This is a genomic window from Nakamurella sp. A5-74 (genome assembly GCF_040438885.1).
GTDB lineage: Bacteria > Actinomycetota > Actinomycetes > Mycobacteriales > Nakamurellaceae > Nakamurella.
Genome location: NZ_CP159218.1, coordinates 1,803,590 through 1,827,706, shown reverse-complemented (window position 1 = coordinate 1,827,706; position 24,117 = coordinate 1,803,590). Strand labels below are relative to the sequence as shown.

25 protein-coding genes and 1 other RNA gene are annotated in these 24,117 nt (G+C 68.4%); 13 read left to right on the top strand and 13 right to left on the bottom strand.

Features of this window, described 5'->3' with window-relative positions:
* The first annotated feature begins 33 nt into the window (after positions 1–33).
* A complete protein-coding gene (locus ABLG96_RS08410; RefSeq protein WP_353650900.1) occupies positions 34–3,021 on the top strand; it encodes a PKD domain-containing protein in 2,988 nt (995 codons plus the stop codon).
* Here ABLG96_RS08410 and ABLG96_RS08405 read toward each other — a convergent pair.
* On the bottom strand, positions 2,942–4,237 hold the full coding sequence (locus tag ABLG96_RS08405) for a sugar phosphate nucleotidyltransferase (protein WP_353650899.1): 1,296 nt from the start codon (positions 4,235–4,237) through the stop codon (positions 2,942–2,944). The genes ABLG96_RS08410 and ABLG96_RS08405 overlap by 80 nt on opposite strands.
* A gap of 111 nt (positions 4,238–4,348) precedes the next feature.
* Between ABLG96_RS08405 and ABLG96_RS08400 the strand changes: the two genes are divergently transcribed.
* The 4 genes from ABLG96_RS08400 (at position 4,349) to ABLG96_RS08385 (ending at position 6,972) form a co-directional block, all read left to right on the top strand.
* Entirely contained in the window at positions 4,349–5,113 is a 765-nt protein-coding gene (locus tag ABLG96_RS08400) for a hypothetical protein (protein WP_353650898.1), read from the top strand.
* 152 nt (positions 5,114–5,265) lie between these two features.
* Positions 5,266–5,985, top strand: a complete 720-nt coding sequence (locus ABLG96_RS08395) for a hypothetical protein (RefSeq protein WP_353650897.1) — start codon at positions 5,266–5,268, stop codon at positions 5,983–5,985.
* Between the two features lie 211 nt (positions 5,986–6,196).
* Positions 6,197–6,559: a hypothetical protein gene (locus tag ABLG96_RS08390; protein WP_353650896.1), complete on the top strand. Its 363-nt coding sequence runs from the start codon at positions 6,197–6,199 to the stop codon at positions 6,557–6,559.
* A 284-nt stretch (positions 6,560–6,843) separates the two neighbouring features.
* Positions 6,844–6,972 carry a hypothetical protein gene (locus tag ABLG96_RS08385; RefSeq protein ID WP_353650895.1) on the top strand — a complete coding sequence of 43 codons (129 nt, stop codon included), beginning with the start codon at positions 6,844–6,846 and terminating at the stop codon, positions 6,970–6,972.
* A gap of 82 nt (positions 6,973–7,054) precedes the next feature.
* Here ABLG96_RS08385 and ABLG96_RS08380 read toward each other — a convergent pair whose 3' ends face one another.
* Entirely contained in the window at positions 7,055–7,786 is a 732-nt protein-coding gene (locus ABLG96_RS08380; protein WP_353650894.1) for a GAF and ANTAR domain-containing protein, read from the bottom strand.
* A gap of 170 nt (positions 7,787–7,956) precedes the next feature.
* Between ABLG96_RS08380 and ABLG96_RS08375 the strand changes: the two genes are divergently transcribed.
* Together ABLG96_RS08375 and ABLG96_RS08370 are read left to right on the top strand one after the other, a co-directional pair.
* Positions 7,957–8,547: a helix-turn-helix domain-containing protein gene (locus ABLG96_RS08375; protein ID WP_353650893.1), complete on the top strand. Its 591-nt coding sequence runs from the start codon at positions 7,957–7,959 to the stop codon at positions 8,545–8,547.
* A complete protein-coding gene (locus tag ABLG96_RS08370; protein WP_353650892.1) occupies positions 8,544–9,746 on the top strand; it encodes an MFS transporter in 1,203 nt (400 codons plus the stop codon). The genes ABLG96_RS08375 and ABLG96_RS08370 overlap by 4 nt, the downstream gene beginning before the upstream one ends.
* A 63-nt stretch (positions 9,747–9,809) precedes the next feature.
* On the opposite strand, the gene ABLG96_RS08365 is transcribed toward ABLG96_RS08370, so the two are convergent.
* Both ABLG96_RS08365 and ABLG96_RS08360 read right to left on the bottom strand, forming a co-directional pair.
* Positions 9,810–10,562 (bottom strand): hypothetical protein, encoded by a 753-nt coding sequence (locus ABLG96_RS08365; protein ID WP_353650891.1) that lies wholly within the window; start codon positions 10,560–10,562, stop codon positions 9,810–9,812.
* Positions 10,559–11,059: a sigma-70 family RNA polymerase sigma factor gene (locus ABLG96_RS08360; RefSeq protein WP_353650890.1), complete on the bottom strand. Its 501-nt coding sequence runs from the start codon at positions 11,057–11,059 to the stop codon at positions 10,559–10,561. The genes ABLG96_RS08365 and ABLG96_RS08360 overlap by 4 nt, the downstream gene beginning before the upstream one ends.
* A 144-nt stretch (positions 11,060–11,203) precedes the next feature.
* On the opposite strand from ABLG96_RS08360, the gene ABLG96_RS08355 reads away from it, so the two are divergent.
* Positions 11,204–11,815, top strand: a complete 612-nt coding sequence (locus tag ABLG96_RS08355) for a hypothetical protein (RefSeq protein WP_353650889.1) — start codon at positions 11,204–11,206, stop codon at positions 11,813–11,815.
* Between the two features lie 129 nt (positions 11,816–11,944).
* Here the strand turns inward: ABLG96_RS08355 and ABLG96_RS08350 are convergent, their stop codons facing one another.
* The 3 genes from ABLG96_RS08350 to ABLG96_RS08340 form a co-directional block, all read right to left on the bottom strand.
* Positions 11,945–12,472 (bottom strand): 2'-5' RNA ligase family protein, encoded by a 528-nt coding sequence (locus ABLG96_RS08350; protein ID WP_353650888.1) that lies wholly within the window; start codon positions 12,470–12,472, stop codon positions 11,945–11,947.
* A 291-nt stretch (positions 12,473–12,763) separates the two neighbouring features.
* Positions 12,764–13,591, bottom strand: a complete 828-nt coding sequence (locus ABLG96_RS08345; protein WP_353651432.1) for an oxidoreductase — start codon at positions 13,589–13,591, stop codon at positions 12,764–12,766.
* Between the two features lie 198 nt (positions 13,592–13,789).
* On the bottom strand, positions 13,790–14,125 hold the full coding sequence (locus ABLG96_RS08340) for a histidine phosphatase family protein (RefSeq protein WP_353651431.1): 336 nt from the start codon (positions 14,123–14,125) through the stop codon (positions 13,790–13,792).
* Positions 14,126–14,233: 108 nt separating this feature from the next.
* Between ABLG96_RS08340 and ABLG96_RS08335 the strand changes: the two genes are divergently transcribed.
* The gene (locus ABLG96_RS08335; protein ID WP_353650887.1) at positions 14,234–14,734 is read left to right on the top strand and encodes a sigma-70 family RNA polymerase sigma factor; all 501 of its coding nucleotides are present in this window, start codon (positions 14,234–14,236) and stop codon (positions 14,732–14,734) included.
* Between the two features lie 13 nt (positions 14,735–14,747).
* Entirely contained in the window at positions 14,748–16,766 is a 2,019-nt protein-coding gene (locus tag ABLG96_RS08330) for a hypothetical protein (protein WP_353650886.1), read from the top strand.
* A gap of 227 nt (positions 16,767–16,993) precedes the next feature.
* Here ABLG96_RS08330 and ssrA read toward each other — a convergent pair.
* The 3 genes from ssrA to smpB all read right to left on the bottom strand — a co-directional run bounded on the left by ssrA (position 16,994) and on the right by smpB (position 19,084).
* Positions 16,994–17,366: a transfer-messenger RNA gene (gene ssrA, locus ABLG96_RS08325) on the bottom strand.
* A 178-nt stretch (positions 17,367–17,544) separates the two neighbouring features.
* Positions 17,545–18,474: a hypothetical protein gene (locus ABLG96_RS08320; protein ID WP_353650885.1), complete on the bottom strand. Its 930-nt coding sequence runs from the start codon at positions 18,472–18,474 to the stop codon at positions 17,545–17,547.
* A 58-nt stretch (positions 18,475–18,532) separates the two neighbouring features.
* The gene (gene smpB, locus ABLG96_RS08315) at positions 18,533–19,084 is read right to left on the bottom strand and encodes an SsrA-binding protein SmpB (protein WP_353650884.1); all 552 of its coding nucleotides are present in this window, start codon (positions 19,082–19,084) and stop codon (positions 18,533–18,535) included.
* A 146-nt stretch (positions 19,085–19,230) separates the two neighbouring features.
* Between smpB and ABLG96_RS08310 the strand changes: the two genes are divergently transcribed.
* The 3 genes from ABLG96_RS08310 to ABLG96_RS08300 all read left to right on the top strand — a co-directional run bounded on the left by ABLG96_RS08310 (position 19,231) and on the right by ABLG96_RS08300 (position 21,544).
* Positions 19,231–19,542 (top strand): hypothetical protein, encoded by a 312-nt coding sequence (locus ABLG96_RS08310; protein WP_353650883.1) that lies wholly within the window; start codon positions 19,231–19,233, stop codon positions 19,540–19,542.
* 75 nt (positions 19,543–19,617) lie between these two features.
* Positions 19,618–20,190, top strand: coding sequence for a CopG family transcriptional regulator (locus tag ABLG96_RS08305; RefSeq protein WP_353650882.1), 573 nt, complete (start codon positions 19,618–19,620; stop codon positions 20,188–20,190).
* Complete coding sequence (locus ABLG96_RS08300; RefSeq protein WP_353650881.1) at positions 20,180–21,544, top strand: MFS transporter; 1,365 nt, start codon at positions 20,180–20,182, stop codon at positions 21,542–21,544. Before ABLG96_RS08305 ends, ABLG96_RS08300 begins: the two co-directional genes overlap by 11 nt.
* 34 nt (positions 21,545–21,578) lie before the next feature.
* Here ABLG96_RS08300 and ftsX read toward each other — a convergent pair whose 3' ends face one another.
* The 3 genes from ftsX to hisN all read right to left on the bottom strand — a co-directional run bounded on the left by ftsX (position 21,579) and on the right by hisN (position 24,117).
* The gene (gene ftsX / locus ABLG96_RS08295) at positions 21,579–22,478 is read right to left on the bottom strand and encodes a permease-like cell division protein FtsX (RefSeq protein ID WP_353650880.1); all 900 of its coding nucleotides are present in this window, start codon (positions 22,476–22,478) and stop codon (positions 21,579–21,581) included.
* A 105-nt stretch (positions 22,479–22,583) separates the two neighbouring features.
* The gene (ftsE, locus tag ABLG96_RS08290; protein WP_353650879.1) at positions 22,584–23,273 is read right to left on the bottom strand and encodes a cell division ATP-binding protein FtsE; all 690 of its coding nucleotides are present in this window, start codon (positions 23,271–23,273) and stop codon (positions 22,584–22,586) included.
* 40 nt (positions 23,274–23,313) lie between these two features.
* The gene (hisN, locus tag ABLG96_RS08285; RefSeq protein WP_353650878.1) at positions 23,314–24,117 is read right to left on the bottom strand and encodes a histidinol-phosphatase; all 804 of its coding nucleotides are present in this window, start codon (positions 24,115–24,117) and stop codon (positions 23,314–23,316) included.

Genomic DNA, 24,117 nt, shown 5'->3' with positions numbered 1-24,117 from the left:
CTGGTGTGAGCCCGATCCGGCAGAAGAGGTCCCATGAGCGCACCCATCCGCCGTCGACGCGCCCCGGCCGCGCTGTTGGCCGCGATCACCACTGCGGCGACCGTCCTGCTCGGTGGACCGGTTGCTGCCGCCCCACCGTTGACGCCCGTCCTGGTCGGCCCGACCGACGGAGGCACGACCTCGAGCACCGCACCGACCCTGTCGGTCACCGCCACCGACCCGGACGGCGGCGCTGTGCCCGTGCGCTTCGAGGGACGCAAGCTGGGCGCGACCACGCCGGCACCCGGTACCGGGGACCCGTTCACCCTCGTCGCGTTGCCCGACACCCAGAACTACACCTACGGAGACCGGCAGGCGACGATTCCGCAGCAGACCGAGTGGATCGCGAGCACCCGTACGGCCCTGAAAACCGCGTTCGTGGTGCAACTCGGCGACCTGGTCAGCGACTGGTTCAATCCCCAACAGTGGCAGTACATCTCGGACGGTCTGCGGGTGCTCGACAACGCCGGGATCCCGAACTCCGTCGTGCCAGGCAACCACGATTTCGACAACGTCGCGCAGGACGTCGGTCCGTACGACACCTGGTTCCCGGTGTCCCGCTACGCGAATGCGAGCTGGAACGGTCCCGCGGCCCGCTACGGCGGGTTCCTGGGGCAGAACCAGTTCGGCGCGGACGCAGTCGACCGGCGCAACATGGACAACTACTCGTTGTTCACCGCCGGTGGCCGCGACTTCCTGGTGCTGAACCTGGAGTGGGAGGCCCCGCAGTACGCGCTCGACTGGGCACACCGGGTGCTGACCGCCTACCCGGACCGGCTCGCCATCATGGTGACCCACAGCTTCGTGACGGTCGCCGGTGGTCGGCGGACCACGGCCGAGCGGACCGGAGGGACCCCCACCGCAACGCTCTGGAGCGATTTCGTCGCCCAACACTGCTCGATCCGAGTTGTCCTCAGCGGGCACGAGCACAGCGGTGACGCCGGCGAGGCCCGTCGCACGGACACGAACTCCTGCGGCAATCCGGTGCCCCAGATCCTCACCGACTACCAGTCGAGGGCCAACGGGGGCGACGGCTGGCTGCGGTACTACACCTTCGACCCGGCCGCCAACACCATGCAGGCGACCACCTATTCACCGAAGCTCGGGACGTACGAGACCGACGCCGACTCAGCCTTCACCCTGCCGCTGGACCTCGGCACCAGCACCCCAGCACCGTTCACCACCATCGGGACGACGAGCGTCACCAGCGAACAGACCGCTTCGGTGCGCTGGACGGGTCTGGACCCGGACACCCGGTACGAGTGGCGGGCGGTCGCGGGCGCCACGGGCGAGACGGCCACCTCGCCGGTCTGGACCCTGCGAACCCCCGCCGCCGTCGGCGGGGTGAACGACACCTTCACCCGAGCCCTCACCGGCGGCTGGGGCAGCGCCGACACCGGGCAGCGGTGGTCGACGGTCACCGCCTCCGCGTTCTCCGTGGACGGCACCCGCGGGCGGTTCAGCGTGCCGGCCGGCAACTCCCGGCGGGCCCAGCTCGACGAGGTGTCGCTACGGGACGTGCTCGTCAGCACCGACGTCGCCGTCACCCCCGCGCCCACCGGCTCCGGCGTGTACTTCAGCCTGCAGGGACGATCGGTGAGCGGCGGGCAGTACCGGGCCAAACTCCGCTTCGTGGCCGGTGGCGCCGTAACGATCGGCCTCATCAAGGTGATCGGCGGGGTCGAGACCGCGCTCTCACCGGAACGGCCGGTCGGCACCGTGTCAGCCGGCGCACCGGTCAACGTCCAGCTGGAACTCACCGGGAGTGCCCCCACGGCCCTGCGGGCAAAGGCGTGGCCCTCGACCACGTCCGAGCCGACCGGGTGGACGGCCACGGGTACCGACAGCACGGCGGCACTGCAGGGTCCGGGAGCGGTCGGACTCGAAACCTACGTCTCGAGCAGCGCGACTGCACCGGTCACCGTCGCGATGGACCGGTTCTTCGCGACCGACACCGCCACCCCACCCCCCGTCAACCAACGACCCACCGCAGTGATCCGCACCCCCACCATCACCGAACGCACCGTCACCCTCACCGCAGCCGACTCCACCGACCCCGACGGCACCATCACCGGCTGGGCCTGGAACTTCGGCGACGGAACCACCGCCACCGGCCAGAACACCAACCACACCTACACCGCCGACGGCAACTACCCGATCACCCTCACCGTCACCGACAACCAAGGCGCCACCGACACCGCCACCCGCACCGTCACCGTCGCCGCCACCCCACCCCCCATGACGGATCTCGCCGCAGACACCTTTTCCCGCACTGTGTCCCGTGCCTGGGGAACCGCGACGACCGGTGGCAGCTGGAAACGCCATCGGCTCACCCGACCGGTTCTCCGTCACCGCAGGGGTCGGCCGTCAGACCACCCCGGCCGGGCAGGGCGCCGACGCCACCCTGCCTGCCGTGCAGACGAAGTCGGCAGAGCTGCGGGTCGCGATCAGCTGGGATCGACCGGCTTCCGAGGCACGCCTCTACAGCACGGTGGTCGTCCGTGGAGCGGCGTCGGGCAGCTACCGGGCGACGCTGAACATCGAGCCGACGGGAGTGCCGCGGATCTCGTTGGTCCGTCGGGTCGGTTCGACAGACACCACTCTGAAGGTCGCCGACGTGCCGGGCACCACGATGAAACCCGGTGCCTGGTACCAGCTCTCGGTGCGAGCCACCCCTGGTGCCGGAGGTACCACCGTGCTCAGCGCGAAGGCCTGGCCGCGCGGCGGCACGGAACCGGCTGCCGCCCAGGTCAGCGCCACCGACGGGACCGCAGGCCTGCAGCCAGCAGGATGGGTCGGCGTGGGCAGCTACCGCTCCTCCGGTGCGAGTGTCGCGGTGACGACGTCGTTCGACGACCTGCGGGTGACGCCCGTCGCCTGACAGGCCCCGGCCGGAGTGTGGTCAGGCGGTGGTGCCCGGTTCCAGGCGGGCACCGGGACCGATGGCGACGCCGCGGCCGACGGTGCTGTCACGACCGATGAGGACGATGTCGTCGTCGCGCGGGGTCCGACGCCCACTGGGACCTCCGACGCTCGCGCGGCCCAGCACCTGCACGCGCTCGTCGAGGATCGCGGTGTCGATGCTCGCACCGGGGTGCACCTCGACCCCGTCGAACAACACGGCGTTCCGCACGGTCGCGCCGCGGTGCACGATCACGTCCGATCCGAGGACGCTGTTCACGACCTCGCCGGAGATCCGGCAGCCGGCACCGATCTGGGTGTCGACCACGGTCGCCCCTGCTGTGATGCGGGCCGGCAGCCGGTGCGGTGCGCTGGTGAGGACCGGCCGGTCCGGATGGTCGAAGACATCGATCCGGCCGGCGATCAGATCGCGGTGGGCAGCCAGGTAGGCCTCCGGCCGGCCGACGTCCTGCCAGTACCCGCCGATGTCGAGGGCGAACACCTTGCCGCGTCGCACGAATGCCGGCAGCAGGTGCTCGCCGAAGTCGCCCAGACCGGAATCGGCTTCGGACTCGACGTCGTCGCCACCGTCGGCGGCTGCCGCGCTCAACCCGACGCGCAGCTCCCCGAGCACCTGCAGCAGCACTGCCGTGTCGTAGACGAAGATCTCGGTGGCCACGGTGGTGCCCTGCGGCTTGGCCGGCTTGTAGTCGAAGCCCGTGACGCGACCCCGGTTGTCGACGGTCACCACGGCGTTCTGGGCGGCCTCCCGCTTGGACACCTTCGCGGTCACCAGGGTGCACTCGGCACCGTGCTCCCGGTGTCGGTCCAGGACCGCCGCCAGGTCGGCGGAGAAGACGTGGTCGGCGCTCATCACCACCAGTTGGTCGGGACCGAACTGCTCGATCTGGTCGGCCAGCCGCAACAGGTTGTCCGCATTTCCGCGGGAGAAGCCTGTCTCGGTCGAGGAGCCGGCGCCCTGCTCCGGTACCACCCGCCGAAAGCCACCGCGGGTGCGATCCAGATCCCAGGGCCGCCCACCGGCCAGGTACGGGTCGAGCGAGCCGGCCTGGTACTGCACCCCGACCCAGACATCTGCGATGTCGGCTGCTGCCAGGCTGGACAGCGCGAAGTCGATCAGATGGAACCCACCGGCGAACGGCAGCGCTGGCTTGGCCCGCTCCCGGGTCAGCACGTCCATCCGACTGCCCTGGCCGCCGGCCTGCACCAGGGCGAGTACGCGATCCGCTCGGCGGGAGCGGGCGGGCGTGCTGCGGGACCGATCACGATGCGTCATGGCCGTCCAGTGCCCAGGAGCGACCGGCACGAGACATTGCGGGAGCTGCGGGGTCTCACGCCTCGCGCGGTCTGTGGTCACCCCACGCGGCCGGTACCGCATCATGGGCGCATGCACGATCCGCTGGAAGGCCTGACCGACGACGGCTTCATCCGCACTGGCGTGAGCCTGGACCGCATTCCGCGTGCGTTCTCGCCGATCCTGGCTGACCTGCTCCGCGAGTTCGAGGATCACCAGGAACCGTCCTGGGAGCTACACCTGTACGGGTCGGTGGCCACCGGCGTTGCCCGGGTCGGTCTCGCGGACGTGGATCTGGTGCTGATCAACGGTCCCCGGACCTGGGCCGACGAGGTGAGCGCTCGACTGTCCCGCCGCCATGCGCAGCTCTGTCGCGGCGTCGAGATCGGGGTGGCTCAGACCTCCGACTACGTCGGGGCGAGTGACATGTCCTACGGCAACAGGGTCTTCCTGCAGCACTACTGCGTCTCACTGGCCGGTCCCGATGCCGTCCGGGCACGGCGGCCGTTCGCCGGTGACCGGCGGGCCGCACGCGGGTTCAACGGCGACATCGCCGCGGAGTTGGCCCGGTGGCGGAGCGGCGATGCGACCGCGCGCCGCATCTCGCGCAAGACGTTGCTGGCAGCGTCCGGCATCACCAGCGTCCGTACCGGCACCTGGACCACCGATCGGACCATCGCGGCGCACGCGTGGATCGACCAACAGCCGGCAGATCGGGACGGCGTCGAGCAGCTGCAGTGGCACGCCGACCACAGCGAGGACGTGCCGGCCGAGCGGATCCGCGCAATGTTGGCCCCCGATGGTGTGGTGGCAGCCATCGTGGACAGCTTCACCGCCGAGATCGGGATCTGGGTCTGATCGCAACACTGGTCCGTGCACCGGAGGCGGTCTCGGGTCCTGTAACTGGGCACTCCTGATTGGTTAACGGCGAAGTCTTGACGGGTTGAACAAAGCAGGTCTAGCGTCTGTGTCACTGGCGTCTGCGACGTATATTTCACAGGGTTGTCGCCATGAAGCTGCTCGTTTTCACTAAGACCTGCGTCGTGATCGCTGTGATGTGCGCCGCGGGATTCTCGGCGTTAGTGGAGGCGGGGCCGCCACCGGTTGGCCTGCCTCTATCGGTAAGTGCCACGGATGAATGCCCGGACCCGCTCGCAATATTCAAGGAAGACTACTTGAACGGTGAAACGGGAGAATATTCGGACAAACCGACAACCGGATCTGCCAAAATTTCTCATTTTCGAGCACAAGAGGGTGACGACTTCCAATATATTTCGCTACCGGAAGGTTTTGATGCTTCCTCGGCCTCGAACAAGACGCTGGAGAACTTCGCAATTCCTGCCAGGCCGGTCGAGGAGCAGGACCTGAATATTACCCCAAGTCGCGCCGAGTTCCGATGGCAGTCAACAGCAAACAATATCGCGATGCTCGTGACGATTCCCTCTGCGGGCGGCCAACCTGCATCCGCTTTCTATCACGGTGTGACCGCCGAATGGATTCATGAGAGGCCGACGTCAGCGCTTGGCGGCTTGTTCCAACTGCAACACTACGGAGTCGCGGGCTGGGCAGATGCGCGAGCGTACCGGGCTGGGCAACCCGCGGCCTGTGCGAATCAGTTGCCACCTAACTTCGTCTCGATGGTCAGCGCGAATGGCACGCTTGCCGAAGTAGACGGTCACTGGCTGAGCACTACGGGAGACTTCCGCTCACGGTGGCGATCATGTACGTGAGCATTGCTCGGGCCGTCAGAAGGCGTTCCAGTTCGTCGCGGAAGAATGAACTCACGCGTATCGGGACACGTGCGATCCTGGCTTCCGTCACAGTGATTGGGTTTGCTACTTCAGGGGCATCCTGCAGTCCGCACACGCAGCCAGCAATTATTGTCTCCAGCTCGTCGAGCAGCACATGAGAATCCGAGCGCGACATGGAGTCGCTGTCGGAATGCTTGCATTCGTCGCGTTTTTGTACAGCGGCGGACTCTCCGGAGCGCCATCATCTCCCGACGCAAATGGCTGCGCATCAGTGGTGACTGTCAAATACATCGACGGCACCGGCAAATCCGTGCCGGGTCCGGGGCCAGCCATCGGACAGATCCGCTACTACGGCGCACCCTACGAAGGGACGTCCTCGATCGTTGCACCTGTCGATTTCGTGCCGACGCTCGCTACTGACGGTGAGTTAGCAAGCTTTGGCTACCCGCCGCGTCCCAGGAGCGGTGACGGCAAAGCAGTCTGGGAGAAGACCTGGGGCCGCAGCCGTTATATTGATCCTGGGGAGATGTGTTCGACCGGGAGGCACAACTGAGTTCGACTGGCCGCTACCGGCGGATCAAATGGACCGCCGCGCCGCCCGCCCCTCCCCACCGGGGTCGTGCGCGCGGGAGCACTGGATCGGCCCGTCAAATCGCCTTGCCCCCGTCTGGGAAAACGCCCAAACGCACACGGTTGGTCGTCATGCCGACCACATGCGCGGGAGGTACGACACGGATCCGCGCCTCAACCCGCGATCGGGGCAGGCACGCTGCGCTGTCATGGATCGATGAACACCACCCGCTGCAGCGTCGGCGAGCGATGGGACCGAGTGACCCGATGACCGGCAACCGCAACGTCAACGTCAACGTCGCGATCTTCCTGGTCATCACCGGCTGCCGCAGTGCAGGCGCCCCACGTGTCCTCGGCGCATTCACCCGCGGCGCACGGCTAGGCGGAGCATCATGAGGGAACACGCTCCCGAGCCGCGGACCGCCGAGCGTGCAGGCCCCCGTCGTCGAACAAGGTGCGACGGGGGCCGCACCCCACCTCACTCCTCGGGTGCGGCCAGTTTTCTGGGCAGCTCGCCCGCCGCGATGATCCGGTCTGCGATCACGAACAGCTTCGTGTTGCCCTGCTGCGAGAGCCGCAGCAGCAGCGCCCAGGCCTCGTCGCTGCCGAACCTGAACTGGTGCATGAGGATTCCCTGCGCCTGACCGACCCGATGCCGGGCGTCGACCGCCTTCCACAGATGCGCATCGTGACGGGAGCGGGCCAGCTCGATCGAGACGATCGTGGCGACGGCTCTCGCCTTCTCCACGTCGTCGCTGGAGAAGTTCTGCGGCTCGGTGCTGAACAGGTTCAGCGCACCCAGGGTGGTGCCGCTGGCATACAGCTGCACGCTGATCAGCCCGCGCAGTCCGATCTGTGCGACCAGCGGACCCCAGTGCGGCCAGCGCGGATCGTCTCGCAAATCGTTGGCGGCCAGGATGCCCTGCTGGAACACCTCGTCGATGTACGGACCTTCGCGCATCTCGAACTGTGACGCGTCCGCAGCCGCTGCGCGTTCGTCCGTCGCGGCCCTGGTGCGGAACTGCGTGGCGTCCACCCGTTCGGTGATGCTCACGGCGTCGGCAAGGCCCAGTTCCACCAGGGTGGCTGCCGCTGCCTGCACCCGGTCGTCCGCATCCTGCACATCACGCGATCTGGCCATCAGCTCTGCCGACAGCTCTGCTGGGTTCAACTCCACCTGCACGTACCCCCGTTCGCTCCAGGTGCCCACCGGCCGTTTCTGACCGACGTCGGTCGTCGACGAGCCTAGGGCAGAATGCCGCGACCGCCTGACGGCGCACTCCTGTCACTGCCGAGTGTTCGCCCGTTTCTGAAGCGTTGACTTGACAATTGGGCCGACGGGACAGATCGTGAAGGCCTCCCTTCAGACAGGACGCCGTCGTGATCGCTGGAGCACCCCCTCCCCGGGCCGTAGTCGGCACGGCGGCGCTGGCGGCGTTGGCCGTGCCCGCCAGGTTCGCCCTGTTGAGTCATCTGCTGGCCGGCGGTCCGCGGACCGCCAGCCAGTGCGCGGACGTGGTGGGCGAATCCGCCTCCAACTGTTCGTGGCATCTGCGCGCGCTGGCCACCGTCGGGCTGGTCGAACGCGCGACGCCGCCGGCGGGAACGGACGCCCGCACCCGGCTGTGGCAAGCCGCCGCGGTCGGCTTCGAGTTCGGCGACGAGTCCGGACCGGCCGCTGCAGTCGCGCGTCGGGTGATCGAAGGGCTCAGCACGGAGCACGAGGACCACCTGCATCGGCGCTATCTGTCCCGGGAAGCGGATCTCCCGACGCCATGGGTCGACGTCGCCGCGAGCAACAGCTATGCGTTGCGAGTGACTCCGGGGGAGCTCACGGCACTCATCGCCGAGATCGACGCACTGATCCGGCCGTTCGTGACACCGATCCGGACGGACCTGCCTGCTGGGAGCGAGGTCGCGCACCTGACCCTCAGAGCGTTCCTGCACCCCGACCTCGCGCCCGAACGGTGAGCCGACCGGGAGTGCTGGGTCGGCCTGGTGTCACCCGGCTGCTGTCGGAGACCGGCGACTGGATGTTGTTCATCGCGCTGCCGGTGTTCGTGCTGCAGCTGACAGGATCAACGCTGGTGACCGCCACCGTGTTCGTCCTGGAACTGGTGCCGACCGTGCTGCTCGGACCGCTCGCCGGCGCGCTCGTTGACCGTTGGCACCCGTGGCGTCTGATGACGTCCGTCGTGGTAGCCCAGGCGATGATGCTGCTGCCCCTGCTGCTGGTCCGATCTGCGGAGCAGCTGTGGATCGTCTACCTGGTGGTGCTCGTCGAGTCGGTGCTCGGCACCGTCGTGGAGCCTGCGCGATCGACGACCGCGGCGCGCCTGGTGACGTCCGACGACCTACCAAGCGTCAACCAACTCTTCGGCGTGCTCTCGAGCGCGGCGCGATTGGTCGGCGGCCCGATCGGCGGGTTGCTGCTCGGACTGACCGGGCTGCCCGGAGTGCTGATCGGTGATGCCGCAACGTTTCTCGGCGCAGCGGCGCTCCTGGTGACCGGCTGGCGTTCGCGCACCGGAGCTCCGGCCACGCTTCCGCCGACCTCCCTCGTGCGCGACTGGGCAGAGGGTCTGAGGATCGTGGCGCGCTCCCGGGTGTTGCGACGCAGCCTGGTCGTGACCGGACTGATGGGCCTGGCCCAGGGGTGCTTCGTGGTGTTGTTCGTGTTCTTCGTCGTCCGGGACCTCGGAGGCGATGCCGCCGATGTCGGTGTGCTGCGCGGAGTGCAGGCGATCGGCGCCATCGTCGGAGGGATCCTGCTCGGGCGGGTGGTGCGCCGGATATCCGCAGAACGCTTGGTGGGCCACGCGCTGCTGTTCTTCGGGGTGCTGTCGCTCGCCACCTGGAACGCCCCGTTGGTGACGACGGCGTTCGGTGTCTACGTCGGGCTGTTCATCACCGCGGGCGCGCCGGCGATCGCCGGCCTGACCGGACTGTTGACCGTGCTGCAGCGTTCCGCACCCGAGCATGCCACGGGGCGGGTACTCAGCGCGTTCTTCGCCGTGTCCGGTGGTTTCCAGGCCGCGGGGATGCTGATCGCCGGCCTGGTCGGCACCGGCGTAGGGCTGACGATCGCGCTGCAGGTCCAGGGCTGCCTGTACCTGACCGCGGGGCTGCTGGCTTTTCGGCTGCGGGGACTCGTCGGTGCGCACTCCTGATCGGAGCGATCGCCGGCGCGAGTGGGCCGACGGAATCCTGGTGCGGCAGACAGCACAGGGGCATCAGGGACCGACCAAGATCTGCACGAGCTTGCTCACAGCCTCCAGGCCGCCGGCCACCCACACGATCAGCGTCGCAGTGTACGTGCCGATCCCGTTTGGTTCGAACTGCTTGCTTCCGCACTGCCCCACCGGCGGTACACCTTCGGCCCGGGTCGAGCCACCCGAAACGACCTCCACGACGGGATCCACGGTCGACTTTGGGCCGGACAGGATCGCGACGATCTCGCCCGACCCGTCCTCGAGTACCACCGTCGACGTCAGCACGCCTTCGAGCTGCGTCCGGGAGTGATTCTGCAGCGTGATGCCGAGCATCGAATTCCGGTCGGAGTACATCGTTTGCGGCCACGTCACGGATGTCTCGATCGGGGTGTCGATGGCGACGGGGGTCCAATGCCCACCGCAGATGTTGGACGAGCTGCCAGGCAGCCTCGAATCGGTCTGCGGCTCCGTCAGGCTTGACGCTTCGCCCGAGTAGGCGGCGCTGGACGGCCCCGAGCTGTGCCCGGACGTCACGACGGTGGGCGCGGCGACGTCGGCCCGGTCGCCGCGGAACAAAACCGTGGACGCGACCGCCAGCGCCACCACCGACGCAGCGATCCCGATCGCGGCAGCCCACCGGCTGCGCCGCCGCCGATTCCGCCGCGGTGCGGGCGCCTGCAGCTCCCGCAGCCGCGCCTCGAGATCCGCCGAGAGCGCGCCCGAGTCACGGCGCGCGCGCACTTCGTCGATCACAGTCCGGTCGTCGGTGGTCATGACGCGGTCCCTTCGCTGGCGGGTTCGATGATGTCGGAGAGAGCACGCAGACCGTCGTGGGCGACGCGGCGCACGGACCCCGCGGGCATGCCGAGGATGACCGCAAGGTCAGCTGCCGACAGGTCGAGTTGGTACCTCAGGACGAGTACCTGCCTGGTGCGCTCGGGCAGCAGGTGCAGCACCGCGCTCAGGTCCAACCGCGAAGCCACCCGGTCGTTCGCCGGCTCTTCGCGGTCCGGGGTGACGAAGGTGTGCCTGTGCGCGGCCTCGACGCGCAGATGGCGGCCCTGGTCGCGGAACCGGTTGACCATGGACCGCCGGGCATAAGCGACCTTGTCGCCGGTGATGCGGTCCCACCGCGGCAGCAGGGTGGACATGGTGTCGAACACCAGATCGTCCGCCGCGTGCGCACCGACGAGATCCCGCGCGGATCCCATCAGCCGGCGCGCCACCTCCAGATAGCTCGGATCGGCCTGCCCGGCGGGATCCTCCCCCACGTCAACCACGGTGATCCCCATATCTCTCTACACGTCCTGCGGCCGGGGAACGTTCGCGAATGCCGACGTGCCTGGGCTTCTCTGCACGGATCCGGACCACCGTCGACAGCTGGAACGACAGCCCGCCGAACTACCCTGGGCACTGTGGATCACGAGGAGAGCAGCCGCCTCTACGGTCCATGGACGCCACGAACCCCTGCCGACGTTGCAGCCCTGCTGAGCGGTTACCCGGGCAGCTGGTGGATCGCCGGCGGTTGGGCGATCGAGGAGTTCACCGGCGTCCCACGCCCGCACGGTGACATCGATCCCAGCATCCCGAGGTCCGAGACACCGTTGCTGCGCGATCACGTCAGAGGTCGCATCGATGTCTGGGCCGCGGACAGCGGCACTCTCCGACCCCTCGTCGGCGACGACGACACGATCCCGGAGATGTGCGGGAACCTGTGGCTGCGTCCCGGCGGCGCCGATCCGTGGGAGTACGACGTGATCCTGATGGGCACCGTCTCCGGCCGCTGGGAGTACAAGCGGCACCACCAGATCACCCTCCCGCTGACCGACATCCTCTGGCGGCGCGATGGCATCGACTATCTGCGCCCTGAGATCCAACTGCTGCACAAGGCTCCAGGGCTGCGTCCGAAGGATCAGCAGGACTTCGACGCGTGCCTACCGCTGCTGGACTCCGATGCCAGGACTTGGCTGCGCAGCGCACTGGAGACCGCCCATCCTGGGCACCCGTGGGCGAAGCAGCTGTGCTGACATCAACCCTCGACGGCGGCAGGTCGCCCCGGAGGAGGGCCGCTCAGGCTAGCGCTGGCCTTCGCCGGACACGATCCGGCAGCGGCAGTTCCAGCGCTGCGCTGAACCGAACGGAGCCGAGTCTCCGGCCTACAGCTCCCAGGTGATCCTGGCGTTGCTGTCCCAGCGTCGACAGGCGGTGAACGTGCCCGTGCGCTCCGCTGCGATGTCTTCCATCTCGGCGAGTGCGGCGATCACCTGTGGCAGCTGCTCGGTGCGCACCCCACGAGCCAACGTGAGGTGCGGCGTCCACGCCCCGGGCGCCATCCGGGCGCCCTGCCCTTCGAGTCCCGCCAAGCACCGGGAGACACCGCTGTGCAGACCCAGCAGCGCATCGCTCGCGATCACCGCCCTGGCCACCACATGTCGGCGGCCCGGGAACCAGATCACTCCGCCCACCTGCATCTGCATCGGCAGTGCCTGCGCGACCCGAGCGCTCACCGCGTCGTCCACGGCGGTGGAAATGGAGTCGGCGACGGCGAGCGTCACATGCGGCCAGTTCGTCAGCGACCCGTGCTTGACCTGACTCGGCAGGCCGGCTTGCTCCAGCGCGCGCCACTGCGTCCAGATCCAGTCGTCGATCGACTCGTCAGCCAGCAGTTCGATCGACTGGACCATGTCGTGATCCTCCTTTCTGCAGGTGTTTCTCGTACAGGCAGTAGAGGCCGTCCTGGCCCACGGGTAGGAAGCCGTGCTCCAGGTACCGGCGTTCTGCACCCGGATTCCCCGGCACCGTCCTCATCGGTGATCACACCACTCGTGGGCAGACAATCGATCCACAGCTGCAGGTTCCGGTCGATGGCGGCGGTCCAGGCTGCGAGGCTGTCCGGCTCGATCGTCTGGATGTACGACCGTTCGAAGCGCAGGAGCTGCGGCAGGTCGCCGGTGCGCATGCTGCGGAGCGCCATGTCAGTCGAAATCGGTGCTACGGCTGACGGTTTCCCAGGTGTCGAGGTCTCCGCGGAGAGCATCGAGCGCGGTTCGGACGGCGTCGGACGCGTCGTTGCCGAGCATCAGAAGATAGGGGGCAGCGGCGGATTCCACGACATCGACGAGCGCTACCGCAGCTCTGGTCGGATCTCCGGGCTGGGTGCCGTGCGCGGTGTCGTTCTCCTTGCGGCGCTTGCCGGCGGTGTCTGCGTAGTCGGCGATGGGCGTCGCAGCCTGGGTGAGGGACCGGCCGGCGAAGTCCGTCCGGAAGCCGCCGGGCTCCACCGTCATGGCGGTGATGCCCAGGGGCGCAAGCTCTTTGCGCAAGGACAGCGTCAACGCTTCGACCGCGGCCTTGGCTGCCGCGTAGTACCCGGAGCCCTCCGGGCAGATGCGGGCACCGATGGATGACAGGTTCACGACCGTGCCCGACCGCTGGGCCCGCATGCCGGGCAGTACAGCCTTCACCATGCTGACGGTGCCGAAGACGTGGGTGTCGAACAACTGCCGCACGGCTCCGTCCTCACCTTCTTCCACCGCCGCGCGATACCCGTAGCCGGCGTTGTTGACCAGGACGTCGATGGAGCCGAAGTGCTCCGTCGCGGCGGACACCGCCGCGGCGACCTGTCCCTCGTCGGTGACGTCCAGGCTCAGTGGCAGCGCGGAGTCCGGGTAGGAGTCGGCGAGATCCTGCACCGTCGTCAGATCCCGCGCCGTGACGGCGACCTGATGGCCGCGCTGCAGGGCCTCCAGCGCGAACGCGCGGCCGAGTCCGGTCGAACAGCCGGTGATGAACCACGTGCCCATGCTCATGTCTCCTGACGGTCGAGTGCCCGGGGCCCAATACCTGCCCCACAGCTGCCTGTCATCCACCGTAGGCGGTTCCGCTGCTGGCGAGCAGATGCTCCCGCTCGCCCGAACGACAGGACCTGTCCTGCACCGCCTGCCGGCGGGCATGGCCGTGCAGACTCTCCCGTCGGGCGGCACCCCGACCGGTGCCGGTGGTCAAGGCTGCATACCGCTGCTCTGACACCCAAGACCGTCACATGGATGGCATGGCGACCGCTGCCGACCGGCGGTATCCGCGCCGCACGACTTCTCCCGTAGGTCGCTGTCCGAGCGGACCTCCACCCCGAGACGTCCGGCGATGATGTCAGCAGTTGTCCGCGCCCGCACCAGGGCGGACGAGCGGACCTCAACGGACGCACCGGTGGGGATACGAGCGGCCAGGCTCCGTGCAATGGCGTCCGCCTGCGTCCCGCCGCGAGCAGTCAACTCGGAGTCGAACCAGCCCCCGACGACGCGATCGACGTGGTGTGTCGCCTCCGGATGGGTGACCACGTAGATGTTCTGCACCCGTAGAGAATCGCGAACTCAGGCCTCCGCCGGCGACCCGATGCAACAGATGGGACGGATACTGCGTCCTTGGCCGATGAGGGGGTGTGCATCGTGATCGATCAGGTGGTGGCCATGTTGGTCAGTCGTGGCACCGCGCTGACCGCGTTCGGGCACCAGCTCACCCACAGCTCCACGGAAGCACAGGATCTGCTCCAGGAGGCCGTCACCCGGATCCTGTCCAGCCGACGCCGCTCGAACGCGCACGTCGATGACATCGAGGCCTACACCCGGACGGTGATGGTGCGGACCCTGATCGACGCGCACCGACGCGATCACGGCCTCGACAAGCGCACCGACCGGCTGGACGAGACCCCGGACCTCCCGGATCGCATCACCGGATTCGACGACAGCATCGTCGATCGCGACGAGCTGTGGGAGGCGATCGGGCAGCTCCCCGCCCGACAACGCACTGTCCTGGTGCTGCGCTACTACCAGGGCGCCAGCGACGTCCAGATCGCTGCGGACCTCGACTGCCCCGCCGGCACGGTCCGCAGTCTCGCCAGCCGCGCCCTCGCCACCCTGCGCGAGCGCCTGTCCAGCACAGCCTTGTGATCCGGGAGCCACCATGACCGACGAGAAGTTCTCCACCGGAGAAGACCACCAGCTGGGCGTCGAGATCGCTGCAGCGATGCGCGATCACGAGCAGTCCGCAGCGGTCGACGGGATCATCGCCGCTGTGACGTCCGGGACGGATCGCTCGCGTCGCCGGGGCTCGATCAAGGCACATCGTCAGGGGTCCGCGGTGTGGCTCGCAGCGGCCGCGGTCGTGCTGCTGGCCGGCGTGACGGGGCTGGTCGTGGCAGGGACCTCCCACCGCGCAACGGTTCCGCCAGTGACACCTCCGTCTCCCCCCGTGGCCACCGCACTCACGGCTTCGGTGGTGCAGCCCGGGGACCGGGTGGTCGCCGAGGGTCTCGGCGGAATCGTCACCGCCGGGGAGGACGCCTTCGAGCTGTGCAGCCTGTTCACCGGCGCCGCCACCTCACAGTCGCCGAACCCGTCCGACTCCGGGGACCGACCGGGCTTCGGCTGCGAAGCGTTGGGAGCGATCAAGATCGCGACCGTGAAGCCCTACCGTCCGTTCGGGTTCGCAGCCGACCAGCATCGGTCCGTCCGGGTGACGGGGACCTACAACGCCGACGGCAGCATCACCGTGGACCAGGTCGTCACGGCACCGGGCGGACCGCGTCCCGAGGACTCGTCCATGACGACGCCCTGCCCGACGCCCGACGGGGGCTGGCGGCTGCGGGACGGCGATGTCGGGGCGCTCAACACGTTTCTGAACCAGCACACCGACGAGTACCTCTCCCGCGGCACCTCACCCGAGGACAAGGACTACAACGTCATCACGGTCGGGACCGTGAGTACGGACCTCGTCGCGACGCGAACCGAACTGGAGACGATCTACGGCGCGCCCGTGTGTGTCTACCGCGCAACGCATTCCAAGAAGCAGCTCGAGGCCGCCACCAGCACCGCCGAATCGGTGCTCAGATCGCACCAGGAGGACCTGTACACGGGGCCGACGAACTCCGTCGACTCGTCGCTGCCGCTGGCGGGAGACTCGGACACCTCGGTCGGCTACACCCGGATCATCACCCCGGCACTCGCGGAGCAGTTGGCACCGCTCAGCGAGTTCATCACGTTCGTTCCCTTCATCAGGCCGTTACACGATCAGCCGCAGTCCGAGCCCACCAGCTCGGACATGACACCCACCCCCACCACTGCTCAGATTTCGGAGGGTGCGCCTGCGACCGGAGCGGTGGAATCCGTGAAGGGTGGCTTCGCCGACCCCGACGAGGTCGCAACACCGATGATCACCGATTGGAGCGGGGGTCCCGTCACCCAACCCACCGTGTCCGCGGCCTGGTTGCGGACGAGGGATCGGCTCGTCGTGACGACGTTCGGGAGCGGATCGTGTCCCCGACAGATCCAGCAGGTGCGGCTGATCGGCCCGCAGGAGATCGATCTGACGATCATCGACACCCAGAATGAGCCGCTCGTCTCCGCGACGCCGGGACAGTCGTCGGACTCTGGGACGTACAGCTACCCGCGGACGTGCACCCGGGACATCAGTCCGCACACGATGATCGTCCGGCCTCCGGCGGGAACGAGTCCTGACAAGGTGCTGGTGATCCACTGCCTCGGCTCACCCATCACCCTCCCGGCGCGCACCGGCACCACCGCTGCCGGCACGTCGACCTCCGCGCCGCCCACCTCTGCCGCACACACCTCTACCACGCCCTCCTCTGCTCCATCCGCCTCCGCTTTGCCAACCTTCGTTCTACCGACCTTCGTTCATCAACCTGGCGCAATGACGCCCGAGGCACGGTCGATCGGCATTCTGACGAGGGGCTCGGACGGGTGCTTGTACCTCGGAGTCGACGGGCCGGTAGCCATCTGGCCTCAGGGGTACTCGGGCGCCGTCGAGCGATCTGGGGTCGTCCGTGTGCTGGACCGAGGGTCCGAGGTCGTCCGCACCGGACAGACGGTGGATGCGATTGGAGGGTCCTTCGACCCGGTCCCCGACGGGTGCTCATCCTGGGCCGGCACCTTCCGGGTGTACCTCGCGACGGTGACGGGCTAGCCCGGGAAGCCTGCTCCCGGTGAGCCGTGTGCGCTGCGACGGCAAGTCGGAAGAAGGGGACTCGTTGTGGACCTGCCTCGGCAGGAGACCGAGCCGAGGCTGCGCCCCTGACGCCGGCGGGAGCCCACCGGTGATGCGCAGCGTCAGCCCGGCCGTGGGTCTCGATCACGATGCATGCAGACACGAAAGAGCGGGACCCCGGTACCGCTGGGGCCCCGCTCTTTCGTCCGTGGAGGCGGCGGGAATCGAACCCGCGTCCAACGGTGTGTTGTGAGTCCTTCTCCGGGCGCAGTCCGCTACGTCTCTACTCGACCCCACCGATCGCGCGAACAAGTCGGTGTGACGGGCCCAGTCACTGTTTGATGTCCTACTTCAGTCCGTGACCGGCTGGAGCAGTGATCCTCCTTGTCGGCGCCAGCATCCGGGACGGAGGAACTCCCGGGCTGACGGAGTCGCTACTCGCTCAGGCGGCGAGGGCGAACTCGCGCTGACTGTTGTCGGCGCTTGATTTTTTTGCAACGGATGGTTAACGAGATCATCGTTGCCTTCCTCGGCCCGCTTCTCCTCACTCGACAGCCGCTGTCGAGACCAATCGCCCCCGAGGGGGTACTGCTTTCACACAACGTCCCCACTCTACCCAAGGATGCCGACAGCGTCAGCCGAGTTGCGGTCCACCGAGGATCTGGGCGCTCACCGACCCGGAGCACAGGTCATTGCGGGCGAGGAAAGCATCGCGTCCAGCTCCCGTTCGCCACCCGCGCCGCCACTCGCATCTGCCTCACGGAATGTCCAGCGGCAGGCAGGCGACCGCGGGCGGGAACACCATGAGGTCGAGCTTCGACTTCCTGGTCGGGAAACGGAACCAGGCGGAGTAGGACATCCCGGGACCGGCGTGCCAGCCGGGTTTCGCGGCCGACTTCTGGACGGCGGCCTTCGCCGCCTCGGCGGCGGTCCCGGTCAGGATCGTGCAGTTGTTCGTCAACTTCGCGGTCGGCGGCCAGACGGGCGGGGCGAGGTCCTCGGGAATCCCCGAGTTCAGGCCGTAGTTCCCCGTCACACCGATCCGATCCAGCCCCAACGGCACACCGTGACGGAGGTGGGTGAGTGCGTCGAACCATTCGGTGACGGCAGTGCGGGCCCGTTGCTGATCAGCGGGCAAACCCTGGGTGCCGTCATCGATGCCGAATCCGTTCACGTGCAGGGCCCAGGTCCGCGCACCGCTGCTGTCGAACCGCTCGATCAACCCTTCGGTTGCGTCGTACACCCCGGCCTCACCCACCTCGGCGCGCTCGAAGGTCGCGAACTGTAGCTCGAGGCGCCGCAGAGCACACGGGCTGAACTTCGCGCCGGTGAAGGGCAACAACTTCTCAGGTCCGCTGCGGCGGGACTCGGCGGCGACCGCGACGGCCCCGTCCCGGTAGAGCACGGTGACCGGCGACAGGATCTGGCCCCAGGTGGAGAAGAACCGGACTGTCACCATCGGTTCGGACCGCGCGGTCGGCACTCCGGCGGACCCGTCAGCAACCAGGTCGCAGGGCATCACGGTCGCTGGAGTGGTGACCGCGTTCGAACCCGACACGGATTCAGGAACGGTGGTGGCCGGGGGTGCCGACTTGGTCGATGACGCTGGAACGTCCGCCAGTGTCGGCGCGGTCGACGCGCAGCCGGACACCAGCAACGCACTCACCAGCACGACCGACCCGGACATCGCCGCACGTCTCATACCGTGAAGACGGAGTCGATCCCTCCGATGGTTGTCCGCCGGATCACTCCGAGCGAATGGCCATTCCCTTGGCGCGACGGCCGGAATAGCGCTCCAGCTCCCGGTCGGCGTCCCGGGCGGCGAGGGTGTGCCGCTTGTCGTACTCCTTCTTGCCGCGGGCCAGCGCGATCTGGACCTTCACCTTGCCGTCGAGGAAGTACAGCTGCAGCGGGATCAAGGCGATACCGCCGCTGGCTTCGCGCAGCTTGTTGGCGAGCTTGGTGATCTCCAGCCGGTGCAGCAGCAGCTTGCGGGCGCGGCGCGGGACGTGGTTCGTCCAGGATCCTTCGGCGTACTCGGCGATGTGCACGCCGCGCAGCCACACCTCGTCCTCGGAGATGGTGGCGTACCCGTCGATGAGGGACGCGCGGCCGGCTCGCAGCGACTTGACCTCGGTGCCGGTGAGCGAGATGCCCGCCTCGTAGACGTCCATGATCTCGTAGTCGTGCCGCGCCTTCTTGTTGGAGGCGATCAACGACTTGCCGGTCGGGGGGATGACGGGTTTCTTGCCGGGCTTCTTCCCGGTGGGGACGGTGACTGCGGTGTTCTTGACCATGACCGGTCAAGGTTACCGTCCGTCCGCACCGCCGATCGAGCGAGCGAGGAGACGAAGGGATTGCCGCCCGAATCGGGTGACGGGATCTCGACTCCTGCGTCGCTCGATCACCGGGAGATGTCGGCACCGGCCAGCATGATGACCACATGACCGATGAGCCGGAGCACACGTCGGACGGTCACTTCGTGATCATCAAGGGCCGACGGTGGCGAGCGACGGACCCCGAGCTGCCCACGGATGTCGATGAGGTGCTGCGCCACGAGTTGATGAGGGCCCGTCGGGCGGTGGGCACCGCGTTGAAGGCCGATGACGCCGCAGCCGAGAAGGCTGCCCGAGCCCGGGTGCAGCGGACCAAGGTGGCGCTCGGCGAGCGCGGGACACCGTGGTGGGAGCAGTCCACGGACGAGCGCCGGGAGCGGTGGACGGGCCTGGTCCAGGAGCTGCGGCGCGAGGCGTGACGGGATCTTTACTCCTGCGTCCCTCGACCACCGAAAAGGGTGGTCCCGGCGAGGGCGTTGAGATAGATTGCTAGCATGCAAGCACCTGAGCCGAAGTCGCAGTTCAACATCTACCTCCCGGCCGAGCTGGTGCGGGCGATCAAACACCGGGCGATCGACCAGGGTTCGTCGCTGTCCGCGCTGGTGGAGGACGTCATGCGCCGCCACCTGGACGGCCCCGCCGAAACGCTGCCGGCCGAGTCTGCACAGGTCGCGGCGAGCGGAGAGCTCGTCGTCATGCCTGTCTGGTACCCGCGCGACATGCAGGCCGCCGAGCATCTCCTCCGCACCCTCGGGCTGCAGCAGCGGATCGCCTCCGAATCCGGGAACTGGCGCGACTTCACCGCTGCCGGCGGCGGCCTGGTGGCTCTGCACGCCGATTCCGACGCCGACTCGAGCGCCGCCCCAGCGCGTCCCCGTACCGAGCTGTCGTTCGAGTACCGCGGCGACCTTGACGCCCTCGCCGAGCGGCTCGAGCTCGCCGGGTTCGAGGGCGTGATCATCGACGAGGCCTACAACCGGACGTTGCGCGTCACCACCCCCGACGGCTGGACGCTCTGGATCAACGCCGCCCAGCAGGACCTGCATGGATTTCGCCGTGCCGACTGAGAGGGTGCCCGTCGGGAAACCGACATTGCGGTCGGTGTTGCAGGGACGTCGCGGCGCATTCCTGGGCGCTCTGCTGCTGGCGGAGTTCGCCGCCGCGATGCAGGGCATCGCCTACAGCACCGTGCTCCCTGTCATCGCCGCCGAGCTGGACGGCTTCGCGCTGTTCGGGGCAACTCTCGCCGCAGGGGCCGTCGCCGCGGTGCTGATGCTGTCGTTCGCTCCGGGGATCCTGCGACGGATCCGCCCGCAGCGAGTACTGCTCACAGCGACCGTGCTCTACCTGGCCGGCGCACTGACCGCCGCGCTCGCCCCGTCGATGATGTGGGTGCTGCTGGGCACCGTCATCCGCGGCACCGCCGCTGGACTCTTCGGTGGGTTCGGGATGGGCGCGATCGGCGCCCTCTTCGACGAGCGCGAGCGGCCACGGGTCTTCGGCCTCTTCGCGCTGATCTGGTTGCTGCCCTCAGTCGTCGGTCCCCCGCTCAACGCCCTGATCGCGGAGTCGCTCGGCTGGCGCTGGGCCGTTGGATGGCCCGCCGTACTCGTCGTCGTCGCCCGACTGCTGATGGGGTTGACCATCTCTACCGTCCCGTGGGAGCGCGGGTCGGGACATCGGGTGGCAGTGGGCTTCGGGCTCGCGGTCGCTGCTTCGTTGGCGGTCGGCGCATGGGGATCGACGGTCGCCGGGGTGGCCGGATCGATCGCGCTGGTGGTCGGCGTCGTCTGCGGAGGTATCGCGATCGCGGGCTACCTCGTGCGCGGGCTGCCGGCCGCGCGTCGGACGGTCATCGCCTTCGCGCTGCTGTGCGCCACCTATTTCGGCGCCACCGAATTGCTGTCGCTGACCATCGTGCAGGGACTGGGATCCTCGGTGCTGGTGGCCTCCGTCGCGGTCACCGGCGGGTTGCTCGCCTGGTCGCTGGTCGGGCTGCGGCCACGACCCGATGCCCGCCCCGACCCGGCCGTGGTGGGACCGGTACTCGTGCTCGCCGGGGTCGGCGCGGTGATCGGTGGCCTGGCCGCCGGCGGTGGGTTCGGGGTCGTGCTGGTGATCGTGGGGGCGGTATTCGCCGGAGCGGGGATGGGCGCGGCCTATCCCCTGCTGAGCTCCGAGCCGTTCACGACGAGCGCCCCGACCAGCACGGCCGGCAGCATGATCGCCTTCGCCGAGACCTCGGCGACCGCGTGGTCGGCGCTGGTCGCCGGCGGCTCCTACTCGGCGCTGCACGGCGGCGGCTGGCGGCCGGCCGCGGCCCTGCAGATCGGGTACGGCGTGCTGGCGCTGCTCGGGATCGCGACGGTGATCGTGTCGGCGCGGCGGCGGGACGCGACAATCGGAACCGTCGAGTCCTGACGGTGGTCTCGACTCCTTCGTCGCTCGACCAGCGTCAGGTGCGGACGTAGGCGCGCAGCGTGACGTAGGCGGAGATCGCGGCCAGCACGACACTGGAGCCCACCAGGATCGGGATGACGAACGCGAAGTCCTCACCCGTCAGCTGCGGGAGCACACCGCTGGCGAAGACGGCGCCGAGCGACTTCTTGAGGAAGAACGTGTCGAAGGCGAACAGTCCGCCGACAGCCAGGGCCGCGCCCACCAGCGCTGCGACCACCGCCTCGATGACGAAGGGCAGCTGGGTTCTCCATCGGCTCGCACCGACCAAGCGCATGATCGCGGTCTCGGTGCGTCTGGTGAAGGCGGCGATCTGCACCATGTTGCTGATCAGCAACAGCGCGGCGATCGCCTGCACCAGGGCGATCCAGAGCGCGAACGACCGGATCGTGTCCAGGAAGGTGAAGACCCGGTTGAGGAAGTCGCGTTGGTCGCTGACCGACTTGACCCCTGGGGCCTTGGAATAGCTGTCGATCACGGCGCCGAAGTTGGCCGGGTCCTTCACCCGAACCCGCAGGTAGGCGGACAGCGCGTCCTTGCGGACGATCTGCAGCATCTCCTGCTGTCCGGCGAACAGTTCTTGGTACTCCTGGAACGAGTCCGCCTGGCTGTGGAACTCCACCGATTCGACGAGCGGGTTCTCCTGGATCTGGGTACGCAGGGTGGCGCAGCCGGCCGCACAGTTGATGTCCTTGGCCGACAGCGCGTCGTCCAGGTAGATGTTCAACTGCAGCTTGTCGCCGTAGAGCTCCTGGGCGTGGCCCGTCATCCGCGCCACCAACAGGCCGCCGCCGAGCAGACCCAACGAGATCGCGGTGGTGAGGATCATCGCGATCGTCATGGTGATGTTGCGCCGCAGGCCTGTCATGGCCTCGCTGAGCACGAATCCGGCTCGCATGTGTTCCTCTCGGACAGCCGGCTCGCGGGGAACCGGTGGTGCTGTGGGGCGGATGCTGCTCTGGTCGGTGGTGCGGTGGTGCGGGTGCTCGGTCTGCGGTCGGGGTCAGCGGCCGACGCCGTAGACGCCCCGGTCCTCGTCGCGGACGATCTTGCCCAACTGCAGCTCGATCACCCGGCGGCGCATCGAGTCGACGATGGTGTTGTCGTGGGTGGCCATCAGCACGGTGGTGCCGGTGCGGTTGATCCGCTCCAGCAGCAACATGATGTCGGCGCTGGTGTCGGGGTCGAGGTTGCCGGTGGGTTCGTCGGCCAACAGCAACAGCGGCCGGTTGACGAACGCTCTGGCGATCGCGACCCGCTGCTGCTCGCCGCCGGACAGTTCGTTCGGCATCCGGTTCGCCTTGCCCTCCAGACCGACCAGCTCCAGCACCTCGGGAACGGTGCGGCGGATCATCGCCCGGGGACGGCCGAGCACCTCGAGCGCGAACCCGACGTTCTGGGCGACGGTCTTGTTGCTGAGCAACCGGAAGTCCTGGAACACGCATCCCAGCCGGCGGCGATGGGAGGCGACCTTCGCCCGCCGCAGCGAACGGAGGTCGCTGCCGGCCACGGTGATGTCCCCCCGGTCGATGCCCTCCTCGCGCAGCAGCAGACGCAGCAGCGTCGACTTGCCGGAACCGGACGGGCCGATGACGAAGGCGAACTCACCCTTGTCGATGTCGACCGTGACGTCGTCGAGAGCGGGGCGGGTCGAGGTCTTGTAGCTCTTGGAGACGTGCGACAGGTGGATCACGAGAGCCGACTGTACCGGCGCCTCCGTTGTCTCCGGGTGATCAGCGGTCGGTGTCGGGACAGAGCGTCCGCAGCACTTCGGGGTGCAGCAGGCCGTTGGTGGCCACCGCGCTGGCGATCGTGAGGTCTGCCGCGCGACCGTCGACACCGGTGAACGAGCCGCCCGCCTCGGTGACGATCGGCACCAGCGCGGCGAGATCCCACAGGCTCAGTTCGGGCTCGGCCGCGATGTCGGCGGCGCCCTCGGCGACGAGCAGATAGGAATAGAAATCGCCGTAGCCGCGGCTGCGCCAGCACCGTTCGAGCAGCTCGCCGAAGCCCGCCCCGCGCCCCGCGGCCTGCCATTCCGGCAGGTCCGAGTAGGCCAGGGAGGCATCCGGGACCGCAGCGATCGCCGAGACCCGCAGCGGCCGCGGCGGCTGCTCCCGGAAGGAGCCGAACGCGCCACCGCCACGTTGTGCCCACCACCGGCGGGCCAGCGCCGGTGCGCTCACCACCCCGACGACGAACTCACCGTCGTCGACGAGGGCGATGAGGGTGGCCCAGATCGGTACGCCGCGGACGAAGTTCTTCGTGCCGTCGATCGGATCGACGATCCACCGCCGGCGCGCGTCGGGTCGGGAGTCGCCGAACTCCTCACCCAGCACGCTGTCGGCGGGGTAGGCCTGCGCCAACCGCGCGCGCACCGCCCGCTCGACGGCCAGGTCGGCGTCGCTGACCGGAGTCAGATCGGGCTTGCTCTCCACCCGCAGATCGACGGCCAGGAACCGGTCGAGGCTGATGGCATCGGCGAGGTCCGCGAGTTCCAGCGCCACTGCGAGCTCCGTCGCATACCGACCGGGCAC

Excerpts from the sequence above, each read along its gene's own strand:
- ABLG96_RS08410 (WP_353650900.1), top strand. The coding sequence starts at position 34 with ATGAGCGCACCCATCCGCCGTCGACGCGCCCCGGCCGCGCTGTTGGCC.
- ABLG96_RS08405 (WP_353650899.1), bottom strand. The coding sequence starts at position 4,237 with ATGACGCATCGTGATCGGTCCCGCAGCACGCCCGCCCGCTCCCGCCGA.
- ABLG96_RS08400 (WP_353650898.1), top strand. The coding sequence starts at position 4,349 with ATGCACGATCCGCTGGAAGGCCTGACCGACGACGGCTTCATCCGCACT.
- ABLG96_RS08395 (WP_353650897.1), top strand. The coding sequence starts at position 5,266 with ATGAAGCTGCTCGTTTTCACTAAGACCTGCGTCGTGATCGCTGTGATG.
- ABLG96_RS08390 (WP_353650896.1), top strand. The coding sequence starts at position 6,197 with ATGCTTGCATTCGTCGCGTTTTTGTACAGCGGCGGACTCTCCGGAGCG.
- ABLG96_RS08385 (WP_353650895.1), top strand. The coding sequence starts at position 6,844 with ATGACCGGCAACCGCAACGTCAACGTCAACGTCGCGATCTTCCTGGTC.
- ABLG96_RS08365 (WP_353650891.1), bottom strand. The coding sequence starts at position 10,562 with ATGACCACCGACGACCGGACTGTGATCGACGAAGTGCGCGCGCGCCGT.
- ABLG96_RS08350 (WP_353650888.1), bottom strand. The coding sequence starts at position 12,472 with ATGGTCCAGTCGATCGAACTGCTGGCTGACGAGTCGATCGACGACTGG.
- ABLG96_RS08345 (WP_353651432.1), bottom strand. The coding sequence starts at position 13,591 with ATGGGCACGTGGTTCATCACCGGCTGTTCGACCGGACTCGGCCGCGCG.
- ABLG96_RS08330 (WP_353650886.1), top strand. The coding sequence starts at position 14,748 with ATGACCGACGAGAAGTTCTCCACCGGAGAAGACCACCAGCTGGGCGTC.
- ABLG96_RS08320 (WP_353650885.1), bottom strand. The coding sequence starts at position 18,474 with ATGTCCGGGTCGGTCGTGCTGGTGAGTGCGTTGCTGGTGTCCGGCTGC.
- smpB (WP_353650884.1), bottom strand. The coding sequence starts at position 19,084 with ATGGTCAAGAACACCGCAGTCACCGTCCCCACCGGGAAGAAGCCCGGC.
- ABLG96_RS08310 (WP_353650883.1), top strand. The coding sequence starts at position 19,231 with ATGACCGATGAGCCGGAGCACACGTCGGACGGTCACTTCGTGATCATC.
- ABLG96_RS08305 (WP_353650882.1), top strand. The coding sequence starts at position 19,618 with ATGCAAGCACCTGAGCCGAAGTCGCAGTTCAACATCTACCTCCCGGCC.
- ftsX (WP_353650880.1), bottom strand. The coding sequence starts at position 22,478 with ATGCGAGCCGGATTCGTGCTCAGCGAGGCCATGACAGGCCTGCGGCGC.